Genomic DNA, 18,346 nt, shown 5'->3' with positions numbered 1-18,346 from the left:
TCTAATCCGCCGCCAAATAATATTTTCTCTCCGGCCTGCCGATAATCCCGTACTCAAGCTCGGCTCTTGCTTCTTCCTTTGACACAAGGTACTCTGCATAGCGGCGGGCAGTCGTTCGTGACGCCCCCATTTTTTCACCAAGCTCTTCCGCTGTCAATCCTTCTGACGCATTCCGAAGCGCTTCCTTAATTTTTCGCAGTGTAATCGAATTAATGCCTGTCGGCAAATCCTCTGCCGGCAAAGATGCCTTCACACCGTTACCAAAAATATGATCGATCAAAGATTGGCTGACCTCCGGCTGAGACAAAAGCAGCTTCCTTTTTTCTTTATACTGAAGCAGCACCTGTCTGAACTTGTCAGCCGTTACGGGTTTGATCAAATAGTGGGATATCCCTGCCCGGAGCGCTTCTTGTAAATGCCTGGTTTCTGTTGCCGCTGTGATGATCATAATGTCCACTTCGGGAAAACGCCTTCGTATCTCAGGTATCAATGCGGTCCCAAGCTCGTCCGGCATATAAATATCCAGCAGAAGCAAATCAGCCTTTTGTTTCTCCAAAAGCGCCATTGTTTCTTTGGCGTTTGCCGCCTTGCCGATAATCTTGAATCCATCAAGCTGTTCAATCAATCTCTCATGGATTTGCGCAACCCGAAAATCATCCTCCGCAATCGCGATGTGAATCAAATGGATTCCCCCTTTGTTTCTCCTTCGGTATAAATACAGTGAATACCGCACCGCCAGTTTTTTGATTCGCCAGTTCGATCCAGCCGCCCAGTTCATGCACTGAGTCTTTGACATTGGCCAGACCGTAGCCTCTCTTCATCCCCTTTGAAGAATAGCCTCTTTGAAACACAGCTTCCATCTTATCAGGCGGCACACCGGGCCCTGTATCCGATACTTCGATGACAATGTCATGCCCTATATCCGTGATGAAAAACAATACCTCCTTCACGCTTTGATCGGCTACAGCTTCGAAAGCGTTATCAATTAAGTTCCCGATAATCGTAATGAGATGGGACAAGCCGATATGTGCAGGAAGAGACGCGAGCGAACTGTTATCATCGATAGACAGCTTGACCTTTTTTTCCGAAGCTTTGCCCATTTTCCCCAGCAAAATCGCCTGTACTTGCTGTGAATGGATGTTCTGGAATAAAATATCATGCTGCTCATTTTGTATCGCGTATTCTTCTTTAATCAGATCAATGGCCTCAGCATACTCCCCAAGCTCAAGCAGCCCTAAGATCGCGTAAAGCTTATTTGAAAATTCATGGGTCTGCGCCCTAAGATCCTCTGAATATTTGCGAACCTCTGTCAGTTTGTCGATCAGTTTCTTCAGCTCTGTTTTCTCCCGGAAACTGACGACAATCCCATACGCCTGTCCGCCTTGAGTCATCACTTTCGTATTGATAATAAAAACTTGATCGTTGACACTTACCTCCTGATTCGGCAGCATGTCTCCTTGTTCAAGCACACTCTTCAGCCCGGCGCCCGGCATGACATCATCAATAGGAAGGTGAATCACAGGCTCGGGAAGCTTCAGCATCTCAGCAGCCGACACGTTCATCATCGTGACGACGCCTTCCCGATTGGTAGCAATAACCCCTTCTCGAATCGCGAAAAGCATTGCATTCCTCTCCCGATAAAGAGACGCGATCTCATGCGGCTCAAGGCCAAGCGTATCCTTCCTGATGCTTTTCGCCAGCGCGGCGGCCCCGGCAAATCCAAGCAGCAGCACAAGCACAGCGACCACACTCAAATTTCTCAAATGTTTTTTGATACTTTGCTCTGATTCCGTTTGCAGAAAATCCACAGATACGCTGCCGATCACTTGGCTGTATCCCTTCTGTTCTTTCATAATCGGCGCGCTCCCTCTGATCACCCGCCGTTCATCCGCTTTTGTTTCAGAAACGTGCGAGCCGCCAAACAGAATTTCTCTGCTGCGCGCCAGCTTCTTTTGGCCGCTTTTGCCCGAGGCGCTCCGAATGCCTCCTTTTTCGTCCAAAATATATATAGCATAAGCGCCAGTCTGTTCTTTCATTTGTTCAATGACCTCTTGCGCCTCAGCCGCATGTCCGCCTTTTCTCTCAATGAATTCTTTAGCCGGCGGCATATAGGAAATGGTTCTCGCCGTCTGCACCGCTAGCTGCTCAGCCTGTCTTCGTTCTTCCTGTGTATGCTGAACGGCTAACGTAATCGTCAGCACACCAATGACAAAAACCAGCAGAGCCGCAATCAGTCCCATTATTTTTGTTTGCAGGGAAAAATGGAACCGCTTTTTCACCACAGCACCAGCCGTCCTTTCTACCTAGATCATACCATTTTTCATAGAAAATTTTCTTATTTTTCAAAATTCATTATCTTGAGAGGGCAAAATTTTGGAGGAATGTAGATTCGTTGAATGGAGTGAATATAAAAAAGGCAGACCTCGGTCTGCCTTTTTCTTTCTACCATATTCCCAGTACTTTCCACCATAATCCGCCGACCACAAGCCATACCACAATATGGACGATCGACAGGATAAATCCGATGGACCACCATTTGCTTTGCGGAACGTAGCCTGCTCCGAAGAAGACTGGAGCCGCTCCAGCACCGTAGTGAGTCGTTGACCCGAACAGGTTGCTGAAGAATGCGAGGCTCAGCGCTGCTAAAAGCGGCGGCGCGCCCGCTGCGACGATGACAGCCAAAAATGCTGAATACATCGCACTGATGTGGGCTGTCGCACTTGCAAAGAAATAATGGGAGTAATAATACACAACAATTAAGATCAAAAACGCCACAATCCAAGAGAATCCTGATACGGATGATTTCATGGCATTACTGAACCAAGACACCATGCCTAGCTCATTCAGGAAGTTGGCCAGCATGACCAGCGCCGCAAACCAAGTGAGCGTATCCCAAGCGCCCTGCTCTTTCTTGATATCATCCCAAGTCAGAACCTGCGATAATAAAAGAACGGCCAAACCGATCAATGCGGTTGTGGTTGCGTCGATGTTGAAGCTGCCGCCAAAAATCCAAAGCGCAAGCACCAAAAGAAAAACGATAACCATGGAAAGCTCTGATTTTTTGAAAGGTCCCATTTCTTTCAGTTTTTCTGTTGCGATTTTCGCCGCATCCGGTGTCTCTTTGATTTCCGGCGGATACAGCTTGTAAATCACAAGCGGTGTAATGATTAAGCTTACAAGTCCCGGAACAATCGCGGCAATCGCCCAGCTTGTCCATGTTAAGTCCACCCCTGCGACATCATGGGCCAGCTTGGCAATCAGCGGGTTCGCCGCCATCGCCGTTAAGAACATAGCAGATGTGATCAGATTCCCCTGAAAACCGGTTTTTAATAAGAATGCGCCGATTTTTCTCTCTGTTCCATTTGCCGGGCTTGATCCGAATGTTTCGGATAATGATCTGATAATAGGAAAGATAATGCCTCCTGCACGCGCCGTATTACTTGGAATTGCAGGTGAAAGTATTAAATCACTGAACAGCAGTGAATAAGAAAGTCCAAGGGTTTTTTTCCCGAATTTCTGAACGAATACATACGAAATTCTCGCACCGAGCCCGGTTTTGATAAATCCCCGGGAAATAAAGAATGCGATTACGATAAGCCAAATGGTCTTATTCCCGAATCCGCTTAATGTATCCTCAATGGATAGTGTTCCAGTTAGTGCAGTAACCGCCAATGCAAAAATTGCAATTGCACCCATTGGCAAGGGCTTGGAGATAAAGCCGATAATTGTCGCGACAAAGATCGCAAACAAATGCCAAGCTTTAGGTTCAAGTCCGGACGGAGCGGGAATAAACCAAATGATTAGTCCCACAGCGACAGTAATAAGCAATGGAACAAGCTTTACTGCTGACTGTTTTCCTGCGTCTTTTTCTGAAGCCATAAATAGGTCTCCTCCTATATACTTGTTTTCCGATCCCCCTTCCCATTCTACTCCTTAACTAAGTTAATAAACATTTTAATTAATTAAAAAAACACAAAGGTGAGCAGCCCTTTGTGTTTTTTATTTTCTTAATTTAGTTTACCCGCACCCGCTTGAGCTGTAACATTCGATTTCACATTCGCGGAAGCATCGATTGTGCCGTGCAGAGATGGCGTCCAGCCGACAGAAGAGCTCAGCCCGTTTGCAGCCGATGCGTTGATCTGTGTGCCATTCAGCAATGTTCCAGAATCATATAAAGCCGTTCCTCCGCTGAACACGCTGATCGTTTTAGCAGCTGACAGTCCCGGCACGTCAATGGCATTATTTTGAGCATAGATTTTAGAAGACTTTCCGATTCCCCATGTATAGCTGAAGGCATAATCTGAGGAGCTAGTGCTTCCTTCATAATAGTTGTTGTATACGTGCACCTGCCCGAAGCGGACTCTCGGTGCGCGCTGAACGATATTTTTATAGCGGTTATGATGCAGCGTGATTTTTAATTTGCCGTCATCAGATGTTTTGCTGTCGCTTGATCCGAAAATGGAGCTTTTATCATGATCGTGATAATAGTTGTAAGACATCGTGATATAGTTAGCGCCGTTAGAAGCATCGGTTTGTCCGTCATGGTGCTGATATTTTCTGCCGAAATACTTTGGCGATGTGCTGTCCGGACGTGAGCCGTCATTAAATGTACAATGGTCAATCCATACATGCGTGCCGCCGTTTATCGTGATGTTGTCGTATTGTGAGTTCCAGTTTCCTGAGCTGCCATCAGTCGGATCCCATTGCGGAAAATAATCATAGGCGTCCTGGAATTCGATGTTGCGGATGATGACATTATCACTCTTAATCTGGAAGTTTCCGCCAACGACCTTGGCATTAGTCCCTGAACCGACGATCGTTGTGTTTGCAGGAATATCCACCATGACCCGTGCTTTTTGGTTTTTCTGAGAGCGCGCTCTGGCTTCTTCTTGTGTTCCCGACGGCTCTTTTTTGCCCCATGTGCTAGGATCATAGGCTTTCAAATATTTGTCCAAATCGTACTCTGGATCTTTATATTCATTCAGGCCAAGCGGCTTCAGATTGTCATCCACGTTCATGTCAATCGTTCCCTTGATATAAATGATTTTTGGCGTTGTGTTAGTGTCCTTGCCTAATGCCGAGACAAGCTGGTTTCTGTTGCTGACGGTATACACGTTCGAGGACGATGCTTTTGATCCGCCTGTCGTGCCGGTCGAGTACGCGCCCCAGCCATCATTTGACCCTAAAGTTTGATGGCCTATATCAGCCGCGTTCGCGCCAGCTGGAGTCAACCCTAAAAACAGAGCCGTGGCTAACATCACTTTTTTCATTCACTATGAACCCCCATTTTCTATTTTGTGAGATTTTATTACAATTTCTCACAAGGATATAATAGCAAATTGAGGGACACCCAGAACCGAAAAAGTTCCGCTATCTTATTGCGGCATCCTGCAAAACATACACCGCAAAGACCGCAAAAAAACCCAAAAGGCCGAAAATTTGCCTTTTGGGTTAATCCCTGCATTATGCCCAGGATTTCACTTTTTCATTGTCTGTCACAAAGAGAAGCACTTTCCCTTCATCTAATCGTTTTTCGAATTGAGCGGCCTCATCTTCAGAAAAACCGATTTCATGAATTTTATTGCGGAGTTCGTCTCCTTTTTTATTAAACATGTTGCCTACCGCGTGCTTGAAACCTGTTTCTTTGGCTCCGATGGTGTTGGCGTTCGTGTTGTCTGCCAACCGTTCCGTTCTGTCATCGTCGTGAGCTAAGACGTATACATCCTCTTTTGCAACACCCATCTGCTGTAATTCTTCTACATCCTTCATGAGCTGTTCGTCGTTTGTATACTCTTTTACAACTGGTTTCATTCCGACATTCCTCCTTCATGTTTTCTATGTTTCTTTCATACCCGATCGCATATTGTTGAAACAAATTCAAGAACATTGAAGAGAAAAACAGGAAGAATGGTAGTAGCTATTTATTTTCCGCCCGTGGTAAAGTGATAGAGAGATAAATTTTCAGAAAAGTCAAAACCGAAGAGTAACCGCTGCGCGGAGCATACGATCATGAATGGCTGTCTTTATCCGTACAAGCAGGAGGTATGTGTAATGCAATATTTTTCACCAGAACAGCAATACAATGCTTGGGTTGTGAGTGATTTAGTCAAACAGATTTTCCATCAGCGATCCGGCTGTTCACCCGGAATTCATGAGCTTGCGGTCTTTGCTGAGGAACATTTTCAAATTGATATCGACTTTGTTTTCTCTATTATCATGAATATCGGCGACATTGAATTCGCGTTCACAGAAGAAATAGAAAAGAAATTGTCCGGCTATCTCAGCGCTCTCCTTCCATATGTCAATGCTGATATGCTTGAAACCTCTAAAGCCAATGCCAATGCGTTCTTATCCCGCAGACATGGCAATGCGGTATACCATTTATTTGTGTCTGATGATGCTATCATGAGAAAGCAGTAAACCTGCAGCTTTCTTTACTAAAAAAATATTGACATGATGAGCCATGCTATTATAGTGTTTACATGTGATAATGATTCTCATTACTAAATCTGAAAAAAGGAAGAATGACATGCGCACCTATTCTAACAAGTTGATTGGCATCATGAGTGTTTTATTGATCGCCTGCTTCATTGTATCCGGCTGTTCATCAAGCCAGAATAACAGCGGAAGCAGCGAAAGCAAGTCTAAGGATTCAAGAGTGATCCAGCACGAAGAAGGAAAAACGCCAGTGAGCGGCACACCGAAACGGGTGGTTGTCCTCGAGCTTTCATTCTTGGATGCTGTCTACAATCTCGGCATTACACCTGTGGGCATCGCCGATGACAACAAAAAAGATATGATTAAAAAGCTTGTCGGCAGCTCAATTGATTATACATCTGTCGGCACACGCAGCGAACCCAATTTAGAGGTTATCAGCTCCTTGAAGCCAGATTTAATCATCGCTGATGCTGAACGCCATAAAAACATTTATAAACAGCTGAAAAAAATCGCCCCGACGATTGAATTAAAAAGCCGGGAAGCGACATACGACGAAACAATCGACAGCTTTACAACCATTGCTAAAGCATTAAATAAAGAAGATGAAGGAAAAGAAAAGCTTGCCGAGCACAACAAAGTCATCAACGGCCTGAAAGCGGAGCTTCCAAAAGATGAAAACCGCAACATTGTTCTCGGGGTTGCAAGAGCAGATTCCTTCCAGCTTCATACGTCATCATCTTATGACGGAGAAATCTTTAAAATGCTTGGCTTTGCACACGCTGTGAAGTCAAAAGAAGCCTATCAAGAGGTAAGCCTCGAGCAATTGAGCAAAATCGATCCTGACATTTTGTTTATCTCAGCCAACGAAGGCAAGACCATTGTAGACGAGTGGAAAACGAACCCGCTCTGGAAAAATCTAAAAGCGGTGAAAAACGGACAAGTCTATGATGCCGACCGTGACACTTGGACAAGATTCAGAGGCATCAAGTCTAGTGAAACAAGCGCCAAAGACGTGCTTAAAAAAGTGTATAATAAGTAAGACACATGAGAAGCGAGGGAAATCCTTGCTTCTTCGTTTTTGCAATCAGACGCAGTAAGGAAGTGAGACAGTTGTATCATTCAGCCAAACGGCGCTCATCATCAAGACTGATGATGTTCATCATCGCACTGATCATTTTAATATTCGGGCTTGGGCTGAATCTTTCAGTAGGAGCCTCAGACATCGGCATCATAGATTCATTGAAATATCTTTTTGTATGGGACGGTTCAAAGGAACAGCTCATCATCTCCACTCTTCGCCTTCCTCGCACATTAATCGGCGTTTTCGTCGGCGCCAGCCTGGCCGTAGCAGGGGCGCTGATGCAGGCCATGACCAGAAACCCTCTGGCTTCACCTCAAATTTTCGGTGTGAATGCAGGCGCATCGCTTTTTGTCGTTGCTTCTCTCGTCATTCTGCCGGCATCGCCCTATTCCTCCGTTGTATTCGCTTTTGCGGGTGCGGCAGCAGGCGGCGCGATTGTGTATATGATTGCCTCATCCGGCGGAATGACGCCTGTTAAGCTGGCGCTGTCGGGAATGGCGGTGCATTTGTTCCTTTCCTCCATGACACAGGCCATCATTATTTTAAATGAGTCGGGAGAAGATGTTTTGTACTGGATGACAGGCGCGATTGACGGCAGCAATTGGCACGACGTCATGACCATCGCTCCGTTTTCCGTCATCGGCATCGGGCTGGCCCTCGTGTTTTCCGGTTCTGTTTCTGTACTTGGTCTCGGAGACGAGACAGCAAAAGGGCTTGGACAAAATATGAGCGGCATCCGGATTCTGATCAGCTTTATCATTTTAATTCTTTCCGGCGCTTCCGTAGCCGTCGCCGGGCCGATCGGCTTTGTCGGACTGCTCGTTCCGCATATTGTCCGCAAGCTGATCGGAGAACATTATCAATACGTGCTTCCGTTTTCGGCGCTGTTCGGTGCCATTTTGCTGGTGTACGCCGATGTTCTGGCCAGATGGATTGCATTCCCTTATGAATCACCGGTCGGCATCGTCACCGCGATTATCGGGACTCCGTTCTTCTTATACTTGGCAAGGAAAGGGCGAAATCTGAAATGAAGAAAACAACCAGAAAACAAAAACGCCCCTTGCTGGCGATACTCATATTGGCCGTGCTTCTGATCGTTCTGTCCGTCATCAGCATCGGCTTCGGCGCGTTATACATTACACCGGATGCGGTGGTCACGAATTTGCTTGGAGTGGATCATTCCTTTGAATTCATCATCCAGCAATACCGCCTTCCCCGGATACTATTAGCGATTTTAGCCGGCGCCGGGCTTGCCGCGGCCGGAGCGATTTTACAGGGTGTCATCCGAAATCCGCTCGCTTCTCCGGACGTTGTCGGGATTTCTAAAGGGTCCGGACTTGCGGCGATGGCTGTTATTCTGATCTTTCCTGAATCACCGGTGTACGTGCTTCCGTTCTCCGCATTTGCCGGAGCAGCCATTATTGCTGTACTATTATTAATGATAGCCCGCAAAAAAAGCATTCAGCCCTCTTCACTGGCTTTATCAGGCATCGCCTTAGGCGCGGTCTGCCACGCCGGGATGCAATATATGATGGTCAAGTTTCCGGGCGATGTGAATGCTGCACTCATTTGGCTGACAGGCAGCCTCTGGGGAAGAAACTGGGAAGAAGTCAAGCTGCTAGCGCCATGGCTTTTGATTCTTTTTCCGATCGTCTGCATTCTCATACCGAAGCTGGATCTGATGTCACTCGGTGATGAGCTTGCGCAGGGTCTTGGAGAAAACGCGAACCGGCTGAGATTCATCCTGATTTTCACCGCGGTTGCACTGGCGGGAAGCTGTGTAGCCGTCGTCGGCTCAATCGGTTTTATCGGCTTGCTTGCTCCGCATATCGCCAGACGGCTTACCGGAGAAAAAGCCAAATATTTACTGCCTGCATCGGCATTGATTGGTGCTATTATATTATTAATTGCAGATACGTTAGGGCGCGGCATCATGCCTCCGGTTGAAATACCGGCCGGAATATTGACAGCCGTGATCGGCGCGCCTTATTTCTTATATTTATTGAAATTCGAAGCGAGGAAACAGTAGGGAGAGGATACCATGGGAAAATTGGCTGCAGACCAGCTCACTCTTTCATATGACAGCACAGTGATTATTGACGGAGTCGACCTAAAGATAGAAGAAGGTAAAATCACTGCGCTCATCGGCGCCAATGGCTGCGGGAAATCAACAATCCTCAAATCGCTCGCCAGGCTGATGGAACCAAAAAGCGGTACGGTCCTGTTAGAAGGAAAAGATATCCACCGCCAGCCTTCAAAAGAAGTCGCAAAAAAGCTGGCCATTCTTCCTCAATCTCCTCAGGCGCCTGAAGGATTGACGGTAGAGGAATTATGCTATTTCGGCAGACATCCTCACAAAAAGCTGTTATCCAAGCATACCCAAGAGGATCATGACATGGTAGAGTGGGCGCTGGACGCAACGGGAATGAATGAGCTGAAGGAGCGGACGCTGGATGCCCTGTCAGGCGGACAAAGACAAAGAGCATGGATTTCCATGGCGCTTGCTCAAGGCACTGATTTGCTTTTGCTTGATGAACCGACCACGTATTTAGACATTTCACACCAGATAGAAGTGCTTGAGCTGCTGAAAAAGCTGAACCGCGATCATGGCCGCACCGTTGTGATGGTGCTCCATGATTTAAACCAGGCTGCTCAATATGCCGACTATCTGATCAGTGTGCTGGACGGAAAAATATACAATGCCGGAACACCGGAAGATGTGTTTACCCAGCCATTTTTCCGTGAAGTCTTCGGCTTGGAATGTTGCATTATGAGAAGCCCGATCGACCAGAAGCCAATGTGCCTGCCGACGGGACTGTGCCCGAAATTACGGGCGTGATAAAAAGGAGAGGAACCCCCTCTCCTTTTTTGTATGCCGGCTTACCTTTTGTATTTCTCCTCCTCTCCATGTTACAGTGGTGTCAATCAAGTGATAGGAGGATGAAAATGACAGCATCTCAGCAGCAAATTCAATTAGCAAGACGTCCGCAAGGAATTCCCGTTCATGAAGACTTCCGCTTTGAAACCATTCCGGTCCCCGAGCCGAAGCAAGGGGAAGTGCTTGTCAAAACGCTTTATGTATCGGTTGACCCTTACATGCGCGGCCGTATGCAGGATACAAAGTCATATGTTGAGCCGTTCGCCTTGAATGAAGCACTCTCTGGCGGGGTCATCGCTGAAGTCGTATCAGACGGCGATCATCTGAAAAAAGGCGATATCGTCATCGGAAACCTCAGCTGGCAAGAATTTTCCGCTGTAAGCGAGTCTGCCTTGCGAAAAATTGATACAAGCCTCGCTCCCGCTTCGGCCTATCTCGGCATTTTGGGAATGACCGGCTTGACGGCATATTTCGGACTGCTGGACATCGGGCGCCCGAAAGAAGGCGAAACCGTGGTAGTCTCCGGAGCAGCGGGAGCCGTCGGTTCAGTAGTCGGACAGATTGCCAAAATCAAAGGCGCCCGAGTCGTCGGCATCGCGGGCTCTGATGAGAAAATCGCGTATTTAAAACAGGAGCTGCAGTTTGATGAAGCCATCAATTACAAAACAGCAGAAGATATCCAAAAAGCGCTAGAAGACGCTTGTCCTGATGGTGTCGATGTGTATTTTGACAATGTCGGCGGGCCGATTTCAGATGCGGTCATGAATCTGCTCAATGAATTTGCCCGCATTCCGGTGTGCGGCGCCATTTCTTCCTACAACGCGGAAAGTGAAGCAGACGACATGGGCCCTCGCGTCCAATCGAAGCTGATCAAAACCAAGTCGCTGATGCAAGGGTTTATCGTAGGCGACTACTCCGATCGCTTTTCTGAGGGGGCAAAACAGCTGGCCGAATGGCTAAAGGATGGAAAGCTCCATTACGAGGAAACCATCACAGAAGGCTTCGAAAACATTCCTGACGCGTTTCTCGGCTTATTTAAAGGTGAAAATAAAGGGAAACAGCTGATCAAAGTCAGTGACCCGAGCTGATATGAAGGAGGGATTTCCCTCCTTTTTCTGTTTCTTTAAAGGTCAGCTGCGAAGAATCAAAGTGAGAAAACCATCTTCATCAGGCTCCGTTTCTTCCAACGTAAATCCGGCTGCATGAAAACAAGCCAAACTGATTCGATTGTCTTCTTCAATGCATGCAGCCCATTCCCGCACACGAGAAAAATCAGGTTCGTTCAGCAGTTTTTGCAATATCCGTTTTCCGTACCCTTGAAGCCGGTACAAAGGATTGACGATCAATCCTATATACGCCCGCTCCTCCACGAACTCAATAACGGCCATCCCCGCCGGCAGCTGCCCGTCATATGCCATGATGATAGAATCGTCTTCATCTTTACTCACTCGTTCAAACCACGCATCTAATGGCAGCATTCCATCCATTCTCCGTCTGGTATCCTCATTTTCAAACCAGTGTTCAACGATTTCCAGCTCAGATTCCTTCAATATTTGAAATCTGTCTATTGTAGCCATCTCCCCACCCCCGCGCATATTTTTTTCTATTATTTTACAACAAAAAAGAAGGGCTTTCCGCCCTCCTTCTTATTTCGTCTTCAGTTTTCCGCCTGCATAAACAGCTTCACTCAGCTCCACGCCAAGCTTCTTCGCCATTTTCTTCAGCTTTGATTCTTCCAGTTTCGTAACGAGGCTCAGCACGTTGCCTTCTTTTCCGGCACGGCCTGTTCGGCCTGATCTGTGAACGTAGCCGTCTTCGTCAGGAATATCGGCATGAATCACGTATGGCAGGTTTTCAATGTCTAAACCGCGCGCAGCAATATCAGTCGCCAATAAGAGCGGGAACTCTCCGTCTTCGAATGCGGTAATGATTTTCGCCCGCTCCATTTTTTTCGCTTCACTGTGCAGAACGCCAAGATCGACATGGTGATACGCCAGCTTTTCCGCGTATACGCTCAGGTTGCCGATGTCTCTCACAAATACGAGTGCCTGCATGCCTTGAAGTCTTGACAGCTTTTGCAGCAGCTTCACTTTGTCGCGTTGGTCGCAAATCAGATATTGATGCTTTACTTTCCCCGCTTCCGCTTTGCTTCGCTGCACCTTCAACACCTCAGGCTCTTGCGCCAATTCGCGGAGCACGTCCTCTGTTTCCTTTTTGAGGGTGGCAGAGAAACATAGAAGCTGCCGGTCTCTTAATGTCGTTTTAATGATTTGCTTCATCGTTTCGCGATGCTCCGGCAGGACGAGCTGATCCGTTTCATCAAGCACGATCGTTTTCACTTCATGCATCTTTAATTTCTTCGCTTTAATCAGCTCAAACACCCTGCCCGGCGTGCCGACAATGATATGCGGATGTTTTTTCAGCTTTTCAACCTGCTTCTTCACATTCGCCCCGCCGATTAAGGAAGCCGCGCGCAGCTCTGAGCCCGCTTTCCAATCCTGAATCACTTGAAAAATCTGCATCACCAGCTCACGCGAAGGCGCTAGAATGACCGCCTGCGGATGCTTCTGGTCCGGATTGATCCGCTCCAAGACCGGCAGTGCGTATGCCAGTGTTTTGCCCGTGCCTGTCGGCGATTCCGCAATGACATCCTTTCCGTCCATAATCAGCTGGGCTGCCTGCTCCTGAACAGGGGTCGGCTTTTGAAAGCCGGATGCATTCCAATTCTCTTGTATAAATGATTGTGCATTATGTAAAAATGGCCAAGTTTGCGTCATTTTTGTTCTCCTCAATTCGTGAAATCTATTCCATAGTATCTCAAAACCTCGCCCGGAACGCAATTTTTCTTTTTCTTTCCTATACCTTTCAACATTCCGATTCCTCCTTTATAATCAAAAGGGTGAATAATACACGCCGATTGTGCGTGTTTGATAAACGATAGAGGTGTAAACATGAGTATTTTATCTGTAAAGGATTTAAGCCACGGCTTCGGTGACCGAGCCATTTTTAATAACGTATCCTTCCGCCTGTTAAAAGGCGAGCACGTCGGGCTGATCGGCGCAAACGGTGAAGGAAAATCAACCTTCATGAATATTATTACCGGAAAGCTTGAACCTGATGAGGGAAAAGTCGAATGGTCAAAAAATGTCCGTGTCGGCTATCTGGATCAGCATACCGTGCTGGAAAAAGGAAAATCCATTCGTGACGTCCTGAAAGACGCGTTCCATTATTTATTTGCGATGGAAGAAGAAATGAACGAGATTTACAACAAAATGGGCGAGGCTGATCCCGACGAGCTTGAAAAGCTGCTTGAAGATGTCGGCGTGATTCAAGACGCGCTGACGAACAATGATTTTTATGTCATTGATTCCAAGGTGGAAGAAATCGCCCGCGGCCTTGGCTTGAGCGATATCGGATTAGAGCGCGATGTCACTGATTTGAGCGGCGGACAGCGCACCAAGGTTCTTCTCGCTAAACTTCTCCTTGAAAAACCTGAAATTCTGCTTCTTGATGAGCCGACTAACTACCTTGATGAGCAGCATATCGAATGGCTGAAGCGCTATCTGCAGGAATACGAGAACGCGTTCATCCTGATTTCCCATGATATTCCGTTCTTAAACAGCGTCATCAACCTGATTTATCATGTTGAAAATCAAGAGCTGACACGCTATGTCGGCGACTACCATCAATTTATGGAAGTCTACGAGGTGAAGAAACAGCAGCTTGAAGCGGCGTATAAAAAGCAGCAGCAGGAAGTCGCTGAGCTGAAGGATTTCGTAGCCCGCAACAAAGCCCGCGTCAGCACGAGAAACATGGCGATGTCCCGCCAAAAGAAACTCGATAAGATGGATATGATCGAGCTGGCGGCAGAAAAGCCAAAGCCGGAATTCCACTTCAAGCCGGCCAGAACGTCAGGCAAGCTGATTTTTGAAACGAAGGATTTAGTCATTGGTTACGATTCCCCGCTGTCACGCCCGCTGAACCTACGCATGGAGCGCGGCCAAAAAATCGCCCTTTACGGCGCGAACGGGATCGGAAAAACCACGTTGCTGAAAAGCCTGCTTGGCGAAATCCAGCCGCTTGAAGGCTCGGTTGAACGCGGTGAGCACCTCTTTACCGGCTATTTCGAGCAAGAAGTCAAGGCAACAAACAACAATACGTGCATCGAAGAGGTATGGAGTGAATTCCCTTCTTATACGCAGTATGAAATCCGTGCGGCTCTGGCAAAATGCGGACTGACAACAAAACATATCGAAAGCCGCGTCTCCGTATTAAGCGGAGGCGAAAAAGCGAAAGTCAGATTGTGCAAGCTGATCAATTCGGAAACAAACCTGCTGGTGCTCGATGAGCCGACAAACCACTTGGATGTCGACGCGAAAGAAGAGCTCAAGCGCGCGCTCAAAGAATACAAAGGCTCCATTCTGCTTATTTCCCACGAGCCCGACTTTTATATGGATATCGCGACAGAAACGTGGAACTGCGAGTCTTGGACGACAAAAGTGCTTTAAATCGAGAAAACCCGCCTGCTGAAGGGCGGGTTTTTTTACTGCCATTTTTTTTGAACGATTCTCAACAGCTCTCTGTCTTTTAAAATGAGCTGCAATGGCGAGGTGAATTCATCAAGGGTCAGCTCTCTTTTGGCAGACAATTCAAAGTCTTCCTCATCAGCCCAAGCAGTGAACCACTCGACCGAAAAGCTGTTTTTCATAATGCTGTGTATGTATTGATACAGTACCTCTAAACATTTCCGATCGTATTCGTCAGGCTTGGCCTTATCCATGGCAAACGTCCCTTCTACAGCATGAACCATCACTTGAAATGGCAATCGTAAATGAACGGACACATTCTTAGCTTCTTCAAGATAAATACCCGCCGCGTCGATGCTTGACCGAAGCGGATGCCCTTTCCGTGAACACCGTTCTTGCTGACTGAAAAAACCGGTTTCCAAAGGAGTTTTAGCCGTTAAATAGTAAAATTGTGTCATAAGGGTTGTCCTTTCCTGCACCAATTCGATTATGATGCATTTATAACGAATAATACAAACTGACCGTATGGGGGTATAGCATGATTATCGGCAAAAAAGAATTCAAAGTAAATGAACTTCACTACACCATTCGATCAGCCCGTGCAGAGGATGCACAGAAGCTGTCTTCATTAAGACTGAAGATTGATGGAGAAACGGAATACATGGATCGGGAGAAAGGCGAGGATTTCATAGATCCGCCAGATTTTAAACAACGGATAAAAGAAGATACTGAGAAAAAGAGAAACTTATTTTTAGTTGCTGAAGTGCAGGACAGGCTCGCGGGGTTTTCCAGATGTGAGGGAACTGATTTAAAGCGATCCTCGCATAAAGCGGAGTTCGGTGTATGCGTGTTAAAAGAATTTTAGGGTTATGGCATCGGGAAGCATCTTTTACAGCAATCTCTCTCTTGGGCGGATACCAACGGAATTAAAAAAATCTCACTGAATGTCCTGGAAACAAACGAAAGAGCCATTTCACTATATAAGACATACGGATTTGAAGCAGAAGGAATCTTAAAAAAGGAGAAATTGCTTTCTGACGGAAACTACTACAATACGGTTGTAATGGGAAGGTTCCATGATTAAAAAAGACACTGCATCTTCGCAGTGTCTTTCGTTATTAATGACCCGCCTTAATTCCGGCAAGATGTTTACGTCCCATGAGAAGGACAAGCATGCCGACAAAAACGACGATTCCGCCTACTGTATATGGTGTGCTTGCTGTGAAGTGTTCTGACAGCATTCCCGCAATCCACGGAGCGAGCGCGCCGCCGATGAAGCGGACTGAGCTGTAGGCTGATGACGCGATGGAACGTTCAACCGGCGCAGAACCCATCACAGCGGTTGTCATGATCGTATTCACCATACCGAGGACAGCACCGGCGACAACGATACATGTAATAATCAATGTCTGGTGTTCTGTCCAGATCCCCATGATGATAAGAATGACCGCAAACGCGATAAAGAGAACGACGAGCGAACGCACTGTGCCCAGCGCTTTGTGCACGAGCGGCGCCGTAAAGACTGACGTAATCGCCAGCAGAAGTCCCCAGCCGAAGAAAACATAACCTAGACCGTGTTCATCTAAATCCAGTACGAACGGAGAATAAGCAAGCAAAATAAAAAATCCAAAGTTGTATAAGAACGCAGATACCGCCATTGTCAGCAGGCCTTTATATTTGAGCGCCTTCATCGCATCAAACACACCGACGCGTTTCGCCGGTTTCGGCAATTTCGGAAGCATCAAAGAAATGGCGATTAACGCAATAAACATCAGGACAGATACCCCGAAAAACGGCGCGCGCCATGAAATGCTTCCTAGCTCTCCGCCTGCAAGCGGCCCGACGGAAATCCCGAGACCGAGCGCAGCCTCATACAAAATAATCGCTTGGGCGCTTCCTCCGACTGATACGCCGACGATGACCGCAAGCGCTGTTGAAATAAACAAAGCATTCCCTAATCCCCAGCCGCCGCGATAGCCGACTAGCTGAGCAATTGAGCTTGAACTGCCGCCAAGCCCCGCAAACACAATAATAAAAATAAGTCCGAGAATTAACGTCCATTTCGCGCCGATACGGCTGGAAATGGCGCCTGAGAAAAACATCATAAATCCGGTTACAAGCAAATAACTTGTAAACAAGAGTGATACTTCACTAGGTGAAGCATGTAATTGTGCGGCAATTGCCGGAAGAATTGGATCAACCAGCCCGATCCCCATAAAGGAAATCACACAGGCAAATGCGACAGCCCATACCGCTTTCGGCTGGCTGAGCAAGCCCGTTTTCTGATTCACTTGTTTTGTCTTATCCATTTGACCTGACCTCCATCTTTATTCCATTAAAAGAAACGCTACAAAAATAGCGTTTGACAAACTTTTCATTCGATTGATTGAATGGCACGTTCCGCTTTATCTTTCATGTCTTGCAGGCGTTCTTTAAAGCTTTCGAATGTGCGGATTTTCTCATCAATCAAATCCAGCTGGTGATTCAGTGTTTCCTGAATTTCCTCCAGTTTTTCTTTCCGTTCCTTAGGATCCAGTGACAACAAATACCCCTCTTTGTTTAACTCTAGCTGGCGGCTGGTTTCCATGAAATGCTGAAGCTCCTGAAGGGAAAAACCGAGCACCTCTTTTGTGCTGATGACTTTCTCAAGCTCCTCCATATCATCCTCTGAATAAAGCCTTACGCCGCCGTCTGTCCGTTTCGGCGCCGGAATCAAGCCGATTTCTTCATAAAACCGGATGGTCCGCTTTGTCAGCCCGCTTCTTTTGGCTACTTGATCAATCTTCATCCATTCCAAGGTAAATCCCCCTTCGCCGTTTCTGTTACCATTATACACCTTTTGAACCTTAACGTAAACGTAAAGTTTTGAAGTGCAATAAAAAAACGAGTGGCATAAAGCACTCGTCTTTCACTTTCCTATTTAAGCCAAACTTCCTGTCACTGACAGAGACTGCTTTTGAAGGCTTTCAGAAAGCAATTGATACGCAATCACTTTCTTCTTGTACTGTTTCACGACGTCGATATGGTCGTCGTAGCGGTACACAAACAGCTTCACATCATGTTTGCCTTTTTTCGTATCTATCACCAGCGGCGTGCCGCCGTTTTCCGGTTGTAAATAACGCTCTTCGTCACCTGGGTAGATATAATATTTCTCCAGGAAGACAGCTTCGTTAAATTGGTCAATCACTTTCTGCTTCTCTTCCCCCTCGAGACGTTTTCCATCTAGAGAGAGAACGGCCTGTTCGTCACTCAGCTTGGCATGTACTTCAAATTTGCTGAGCAGCCATTCCATGACGCCTGTTGGAAGACAGGTTAATACGATTTTCACCAGACTCATGAGAATTAACATCACGATAGCCCATGTCATGCTTCATCATCTCCATCAGTTTTCCATGTGCCGCTGACACACAATATTATCCTATC

At 46.8% G+C, this 18,346-nt stretch carries 17 protein-coding genes and 2 pseudogenes; 8 read left to right on the top strand and 11 right to left on the bottom strand.

Annotated features, from left to right (window positions below):
• Position 1: 1 nt before the first annotated feature.
• The 5 genes from citT to EFK13_RS04315 form a co-directional block, all read right to left on the bottom strand.
• Positions 2-682, bottom strand: coding sequence for a two-component response regulator CitT (gene citT / locus EFK13_RS04335; protein WP_129506404.1), 681 nt, complete (start codon positions 680-682; stop codon positions 2-4).
• On the bottom strand, positions 654-2,282 hold the full coding sequence (gene yflR / locus EFK13_RS04330; RefSeq protein ID WP_129506405.1) for a two-component sensor histidine kinase CitS: 1,629 nt from the start codon (positions 2,280-2,282) through the stop codon (positions 654-656). The genes citT and yflR overlap by 29 nt, the downstream gene beginning before the upstream one ends.
• A gap of 160 nt (positions 2,283-2,442) precedes the next feature.
• A complete protein-coding gene (locus tag EFK13_RS04325) occupies positions 2,443-3,879 on the bottom strand; it encodes an anion permease (protein ID WP_129506406.1) in 1,437 nt (478 codons plus the stop codon).
• A gap of 128 nt (positions 3,880-4,007) precedes the next feature.
• Positions 4,008-5,270 (bottom strand): pectate lyase, encoded by a 1,263-nt coding sequence (locus tag EFK13_RS04320; protein ID WP_129506407.1) that lies wholly within the window; start codon positions 5,268-5,270, stop codon positions 4,008-4,010.
• A 193-nt stretch (positions 5,271-5,463) separates the two neighbouring features.
• Complete coding sequence (locus tag EFK13_RS04315) at positions 5,464-5,811, bottom strand: YflT domain-containing protein (RefSeq protein ID WP_129506408.1); 348 nt, start codon at positions 5,809-5,811, stop codon at positions 5,464-5,466.
• Positions 5,812-6,051: 240 nt separating this feature from the next.
• Between EFK13_RS04315 and EFK13_RS04310 the strand changes: the two genes are divergently transcribed.
• The 6 genes from EFK13_RS04310 to EFK13_RS04285 all read left to right on the top strand — a co-directional run bounded on the left by EFK13_RS04310 (position 6,052) and on the right by EFK13_RS04285 (position 11,485).
• The gene (locus tag EFK13_RS04310; RefSeq protein ID WP_129506409.1) at positions 6,052-6,420 is read left to right on the top strand and encodes a DUF3212 family protein; all 369 of its coding nucleotides are present in this window, start codon (positions 6,052-6,054) and stop codon (positions 6,418-6,420) included.
• 109 nt (positions 6,421-6,529) lie between these two features.
• Positions 6,530-7,477 (top strand): Fe(3+)-citrate ABC transporter substrate-binding protein YfmC, encoded by a 948-nt coding sequence (gene yfmC, locus EFK13_RS04305; protein WP_129506410.1) that lies wholly within the window; start codon positions 6,530-6,532, stop codon positions 7,475-7,477.
• A gap of 71 nt (positions 7,478-7,548) precedes the next feature.
• Positions 7,549-8,550, top strand: coding sequence for a Fe(3+) dicitrate ABC transporter permease FecD (gene fecD / locus EFK13_RS04300; RefSeq protein ID WP_129506411.1), 1,002 nt, complete (start codon positions 7,549-7,551; stop codon positions 8,548-8,550).
• On the top strand, positions 8,547-9,548 hold the full coding sequence (gene yfmE / locus EFK13_RS04295; protein ID WP_129506412.1) for a Fe(3+)-citrate ABC transporter permease YfmE: 1,002 nt from the start codon (positions 8,547-8,549) through the stop codon (positions 9,546-9,548). The genes fecD and yfmE overlap by 4 nt, the downstream gene beginning before the upstream one ends.
• Positions 9,549-9,560: 12 nt before the next feature.
• Positions 9,561-10,358: a Fe(3+)-citrate ABC transporter ATP-binding protein YfmF gene (gene yfmF, locus EFK13_RS04290; RefSeq protein WP_129506413.1), complete on the top strand. Its 798-nt coding sequence runs from the start codon at positions 9,561-9,563 to the stop codon at positions 10,356-10,358.
• A 107-nt stretch (positions 10,359-10,465) separates the two neighbouring features.
• Complete coding sequence (locus EFK13_RS04285) at positions 10,466-11,485, top strand: NADP-dependent oxidoreductase (protein ID WP_129506414.1); 1,020 nt, start codon at positions 10,466-10,468, stop codon at positions 11,483-11,485.
• 42 nt (positions 11,486-11,527) lie between these two features.
• Here the strand turns inward: EFK13_RS04285 and EFK13_RS04280 are convergent, their stop codons facing one another.
• Entirely contained in the window at positions 11,528-11,974 is a 447-nt protein-coding gene (locus tag EFK13_RS04280; protein WP_129506415.1) for a GNAT family N-acetyltransferase, read from the bottom strand.
• 69 nt (positions 11,975-12,043) lie between these two features.
• The gene (locus EFK13_RS04275; protein WP_129506416.1) at positions 12,044-13,174 is read right to left on the bottom strand and encodes a DEAD/DEAH box helicase; all 1,131 of its coding nucleotides are present in this window, start codon (positions 13,172-13,174) and stop codon (positions 12,044-12,046) included.
• 174 nt (positions 13,175-13,348) lie between these two features.
• Between EFK13_RS04275 and EFK13_RS04270 the strand changes: the two genes are divergently transcribed.
• Positions 13,349-14,905 carry an ABC-F family ATP-binding cassette domain-containing protein gene (locus tag EFK13_RS04270; RefSeq protein ID WP_129506417.1) on the top strand — a complete coding sequence of 519 codons (1,557 nt, stop codon included), beginning with the start codon at positions 13,349-13,351 and terminating at the stop codon, positions 14,903-14,905.
• A 118-nt stretch (positions 14,906-15,023) separates the two neighbouring features.
• Here EFK13_RS04270 and EFK13_RS04265 read toward each other — a convergent pair.
• Positions 15,024-15,177: pseudogene (locus EFK13_RS04265) on the bottom strand (hypothetical protein).
• A gap of 284 nt (positions 15,178-15,461) precedes the next feature.
• Here EFK13_RS04265 and EFK13_RS04260 point away from each other — a divergent pair.
• A pseudogene (locus tag EFK13_RS04260) lies at positions 15,462-16,007 on the top strand (N-acetyltransferase family protein).
• Between the two features lie 34 nt (positions 16,008-16,041).
• On the opposite strand, the gene EFK13_RS04255 reads toward EFK13_RS04260, so the two are convergent.
• From EFK13_RS04255 to EFK13_RS04245, 3 genes are all read right to left on the bottom strand, one after another.
• Positions 16,042-17,232 carry an MFS transporter gene (locus tag EFK13_RS04255; protein ID WP_064813835.1) on the bottom strand — a complete coding sequence of 397 codons (1,191 nt, stop codon included), beginning with the start codon at positions 17,230-17,232 and terminating at the stop codon, positions 16,042-16,044.
• A 65-nt stretch (positions 17,233-17,297) separates the two neighbouring features.
• Complete coding sequence (locus EFK13_RS04250) at positions 17,298-17,720, bottom strand: MerR family transcriptional regulator (RefSeq protein WP_129506418.1); 423 nt, start codon at positions 17,718-17,720, stop codon at positions 17,298-17,300.
• 123 nt (positions 17,721-17,843) lie between these two features.
• Positions 17,844-18,290, bottom strand: a complete 447-nt coding sequence (locus EFK13_RS04245) for a YfmQ family protein (RefSeq protein ID WP_129506419.1) — start codon at positions 18,288-18,290, stop codon at positions 17,844-17,846.
• Positions 18,291-18,346: the final 56 nt, after the last annotated feature.

It is taken from the genome of Bacillus cabrialesii (assembly GCF_004124315.2).
Taxonomy (GTDB): Bacteria; Bacillota; Bacilli; order Bacillales; family Bacillaceae; genus Bacillus; species Bacillus cabrialesii.
The sequence above is the reverse complement of the archived record's forward strand: the minus strand, read 5'-3'. Positions and strand labels throughout refer to the sequence as shown.

Excerpts from the sequence above, each read along its gene's own strand:
- EFK13_RS04325 (WP_129506406.1), bottom strand. The coding sequence starts at position 3,879 with ATGGCTTCAGAAAAAGACGCAGGAAAACAGTCAGCAGTAAAGCTTGTT.
- EFK13_RS04320 (WP_129506407.1), bottom strand. The coding sequence starts at position 5,270 with ATGAAAAAAGTGATGTTAGCCACGGCTCTGTTTTTAGGGTTGACTCCA.
- EFK13_RS04315 (WP_129506408.1), bottom strand. The coding sequence starts at position 5,811 with ATGAAACCAGTTGTAAAAGAGTATACAAACGACGAACAGCTCATGAAG.
- EFK13_RS04310 (WP_129506409.1), top strand. The coding sequence starts at position 6,052 with ATGCAATATTTTTCACCAGAACAGCAATACAATGCTTGGGTTGTGAGT.
- yfmC (WP_129506410.1), top strand. The coding sequence starts at position 6,530 with ATGCGCACCTATTCTAACAAGTTGATTGGCATCATGAGTGTTTTATTG.
- yfmE (WP_129506412.1), top strand. The coding sequence starts at position 8,547 with ATGAAGAAAACAACCAGAAAACAAAAACGCCCCTTGCTGGCGATACTC.
- yfmF (WP_129506413.1), top strand. The coding sequence starts at position 9,561 with ATGGGAAAATTGGCTGCAGACCAGCTCACTCTTTCATATGACAGCACA.
- EFK13_RS04285 (WP_129506414.1), top strand. The coding sequence starts at position 10,466 with ATGACAGCATCTCAGCAGCAAATTCAATTAGCAAGACGTCCGCAAGGA.
- EFK13_RS04280 (WP_129506415.1), bottom strand. The coding sequence starts at position 11,974 with ATGGCTACAATAGACAGATTTCAAATATTGAAGGAATCTGAGCTGGAA.
- EFK13_RS04275 (WP_129506416.1), bottom strand. The coding sequence starts at position 13,174 with ATGACGCAAACTTGGCCATTTTTACATAATGCACAATCATTTATACAA.
- EFK13_RS04270 (WP_129506417.1), top strand. The coding sequence starts at position 13,349 with ATGAGTATTTTATCTGTAAAGGATTTAAGCCACGGCTTCGGTGACCGA.
- EFK13_RS04255 (WP_064813835.1), bottom strand. The coding sequence starts at position 17,232 with ATGGATAAGACAAAACAAGTGAATCAGAAAACGGGCTTGCTCAGCCAG.
- EFK13_RS04245 (WP_129506419.1), bottom strand. The coding sequence starts at position 18,290 with ATGACATGGGCTATCGTGATGTTAATTCTCATGAGTCTGGTGAAAATC.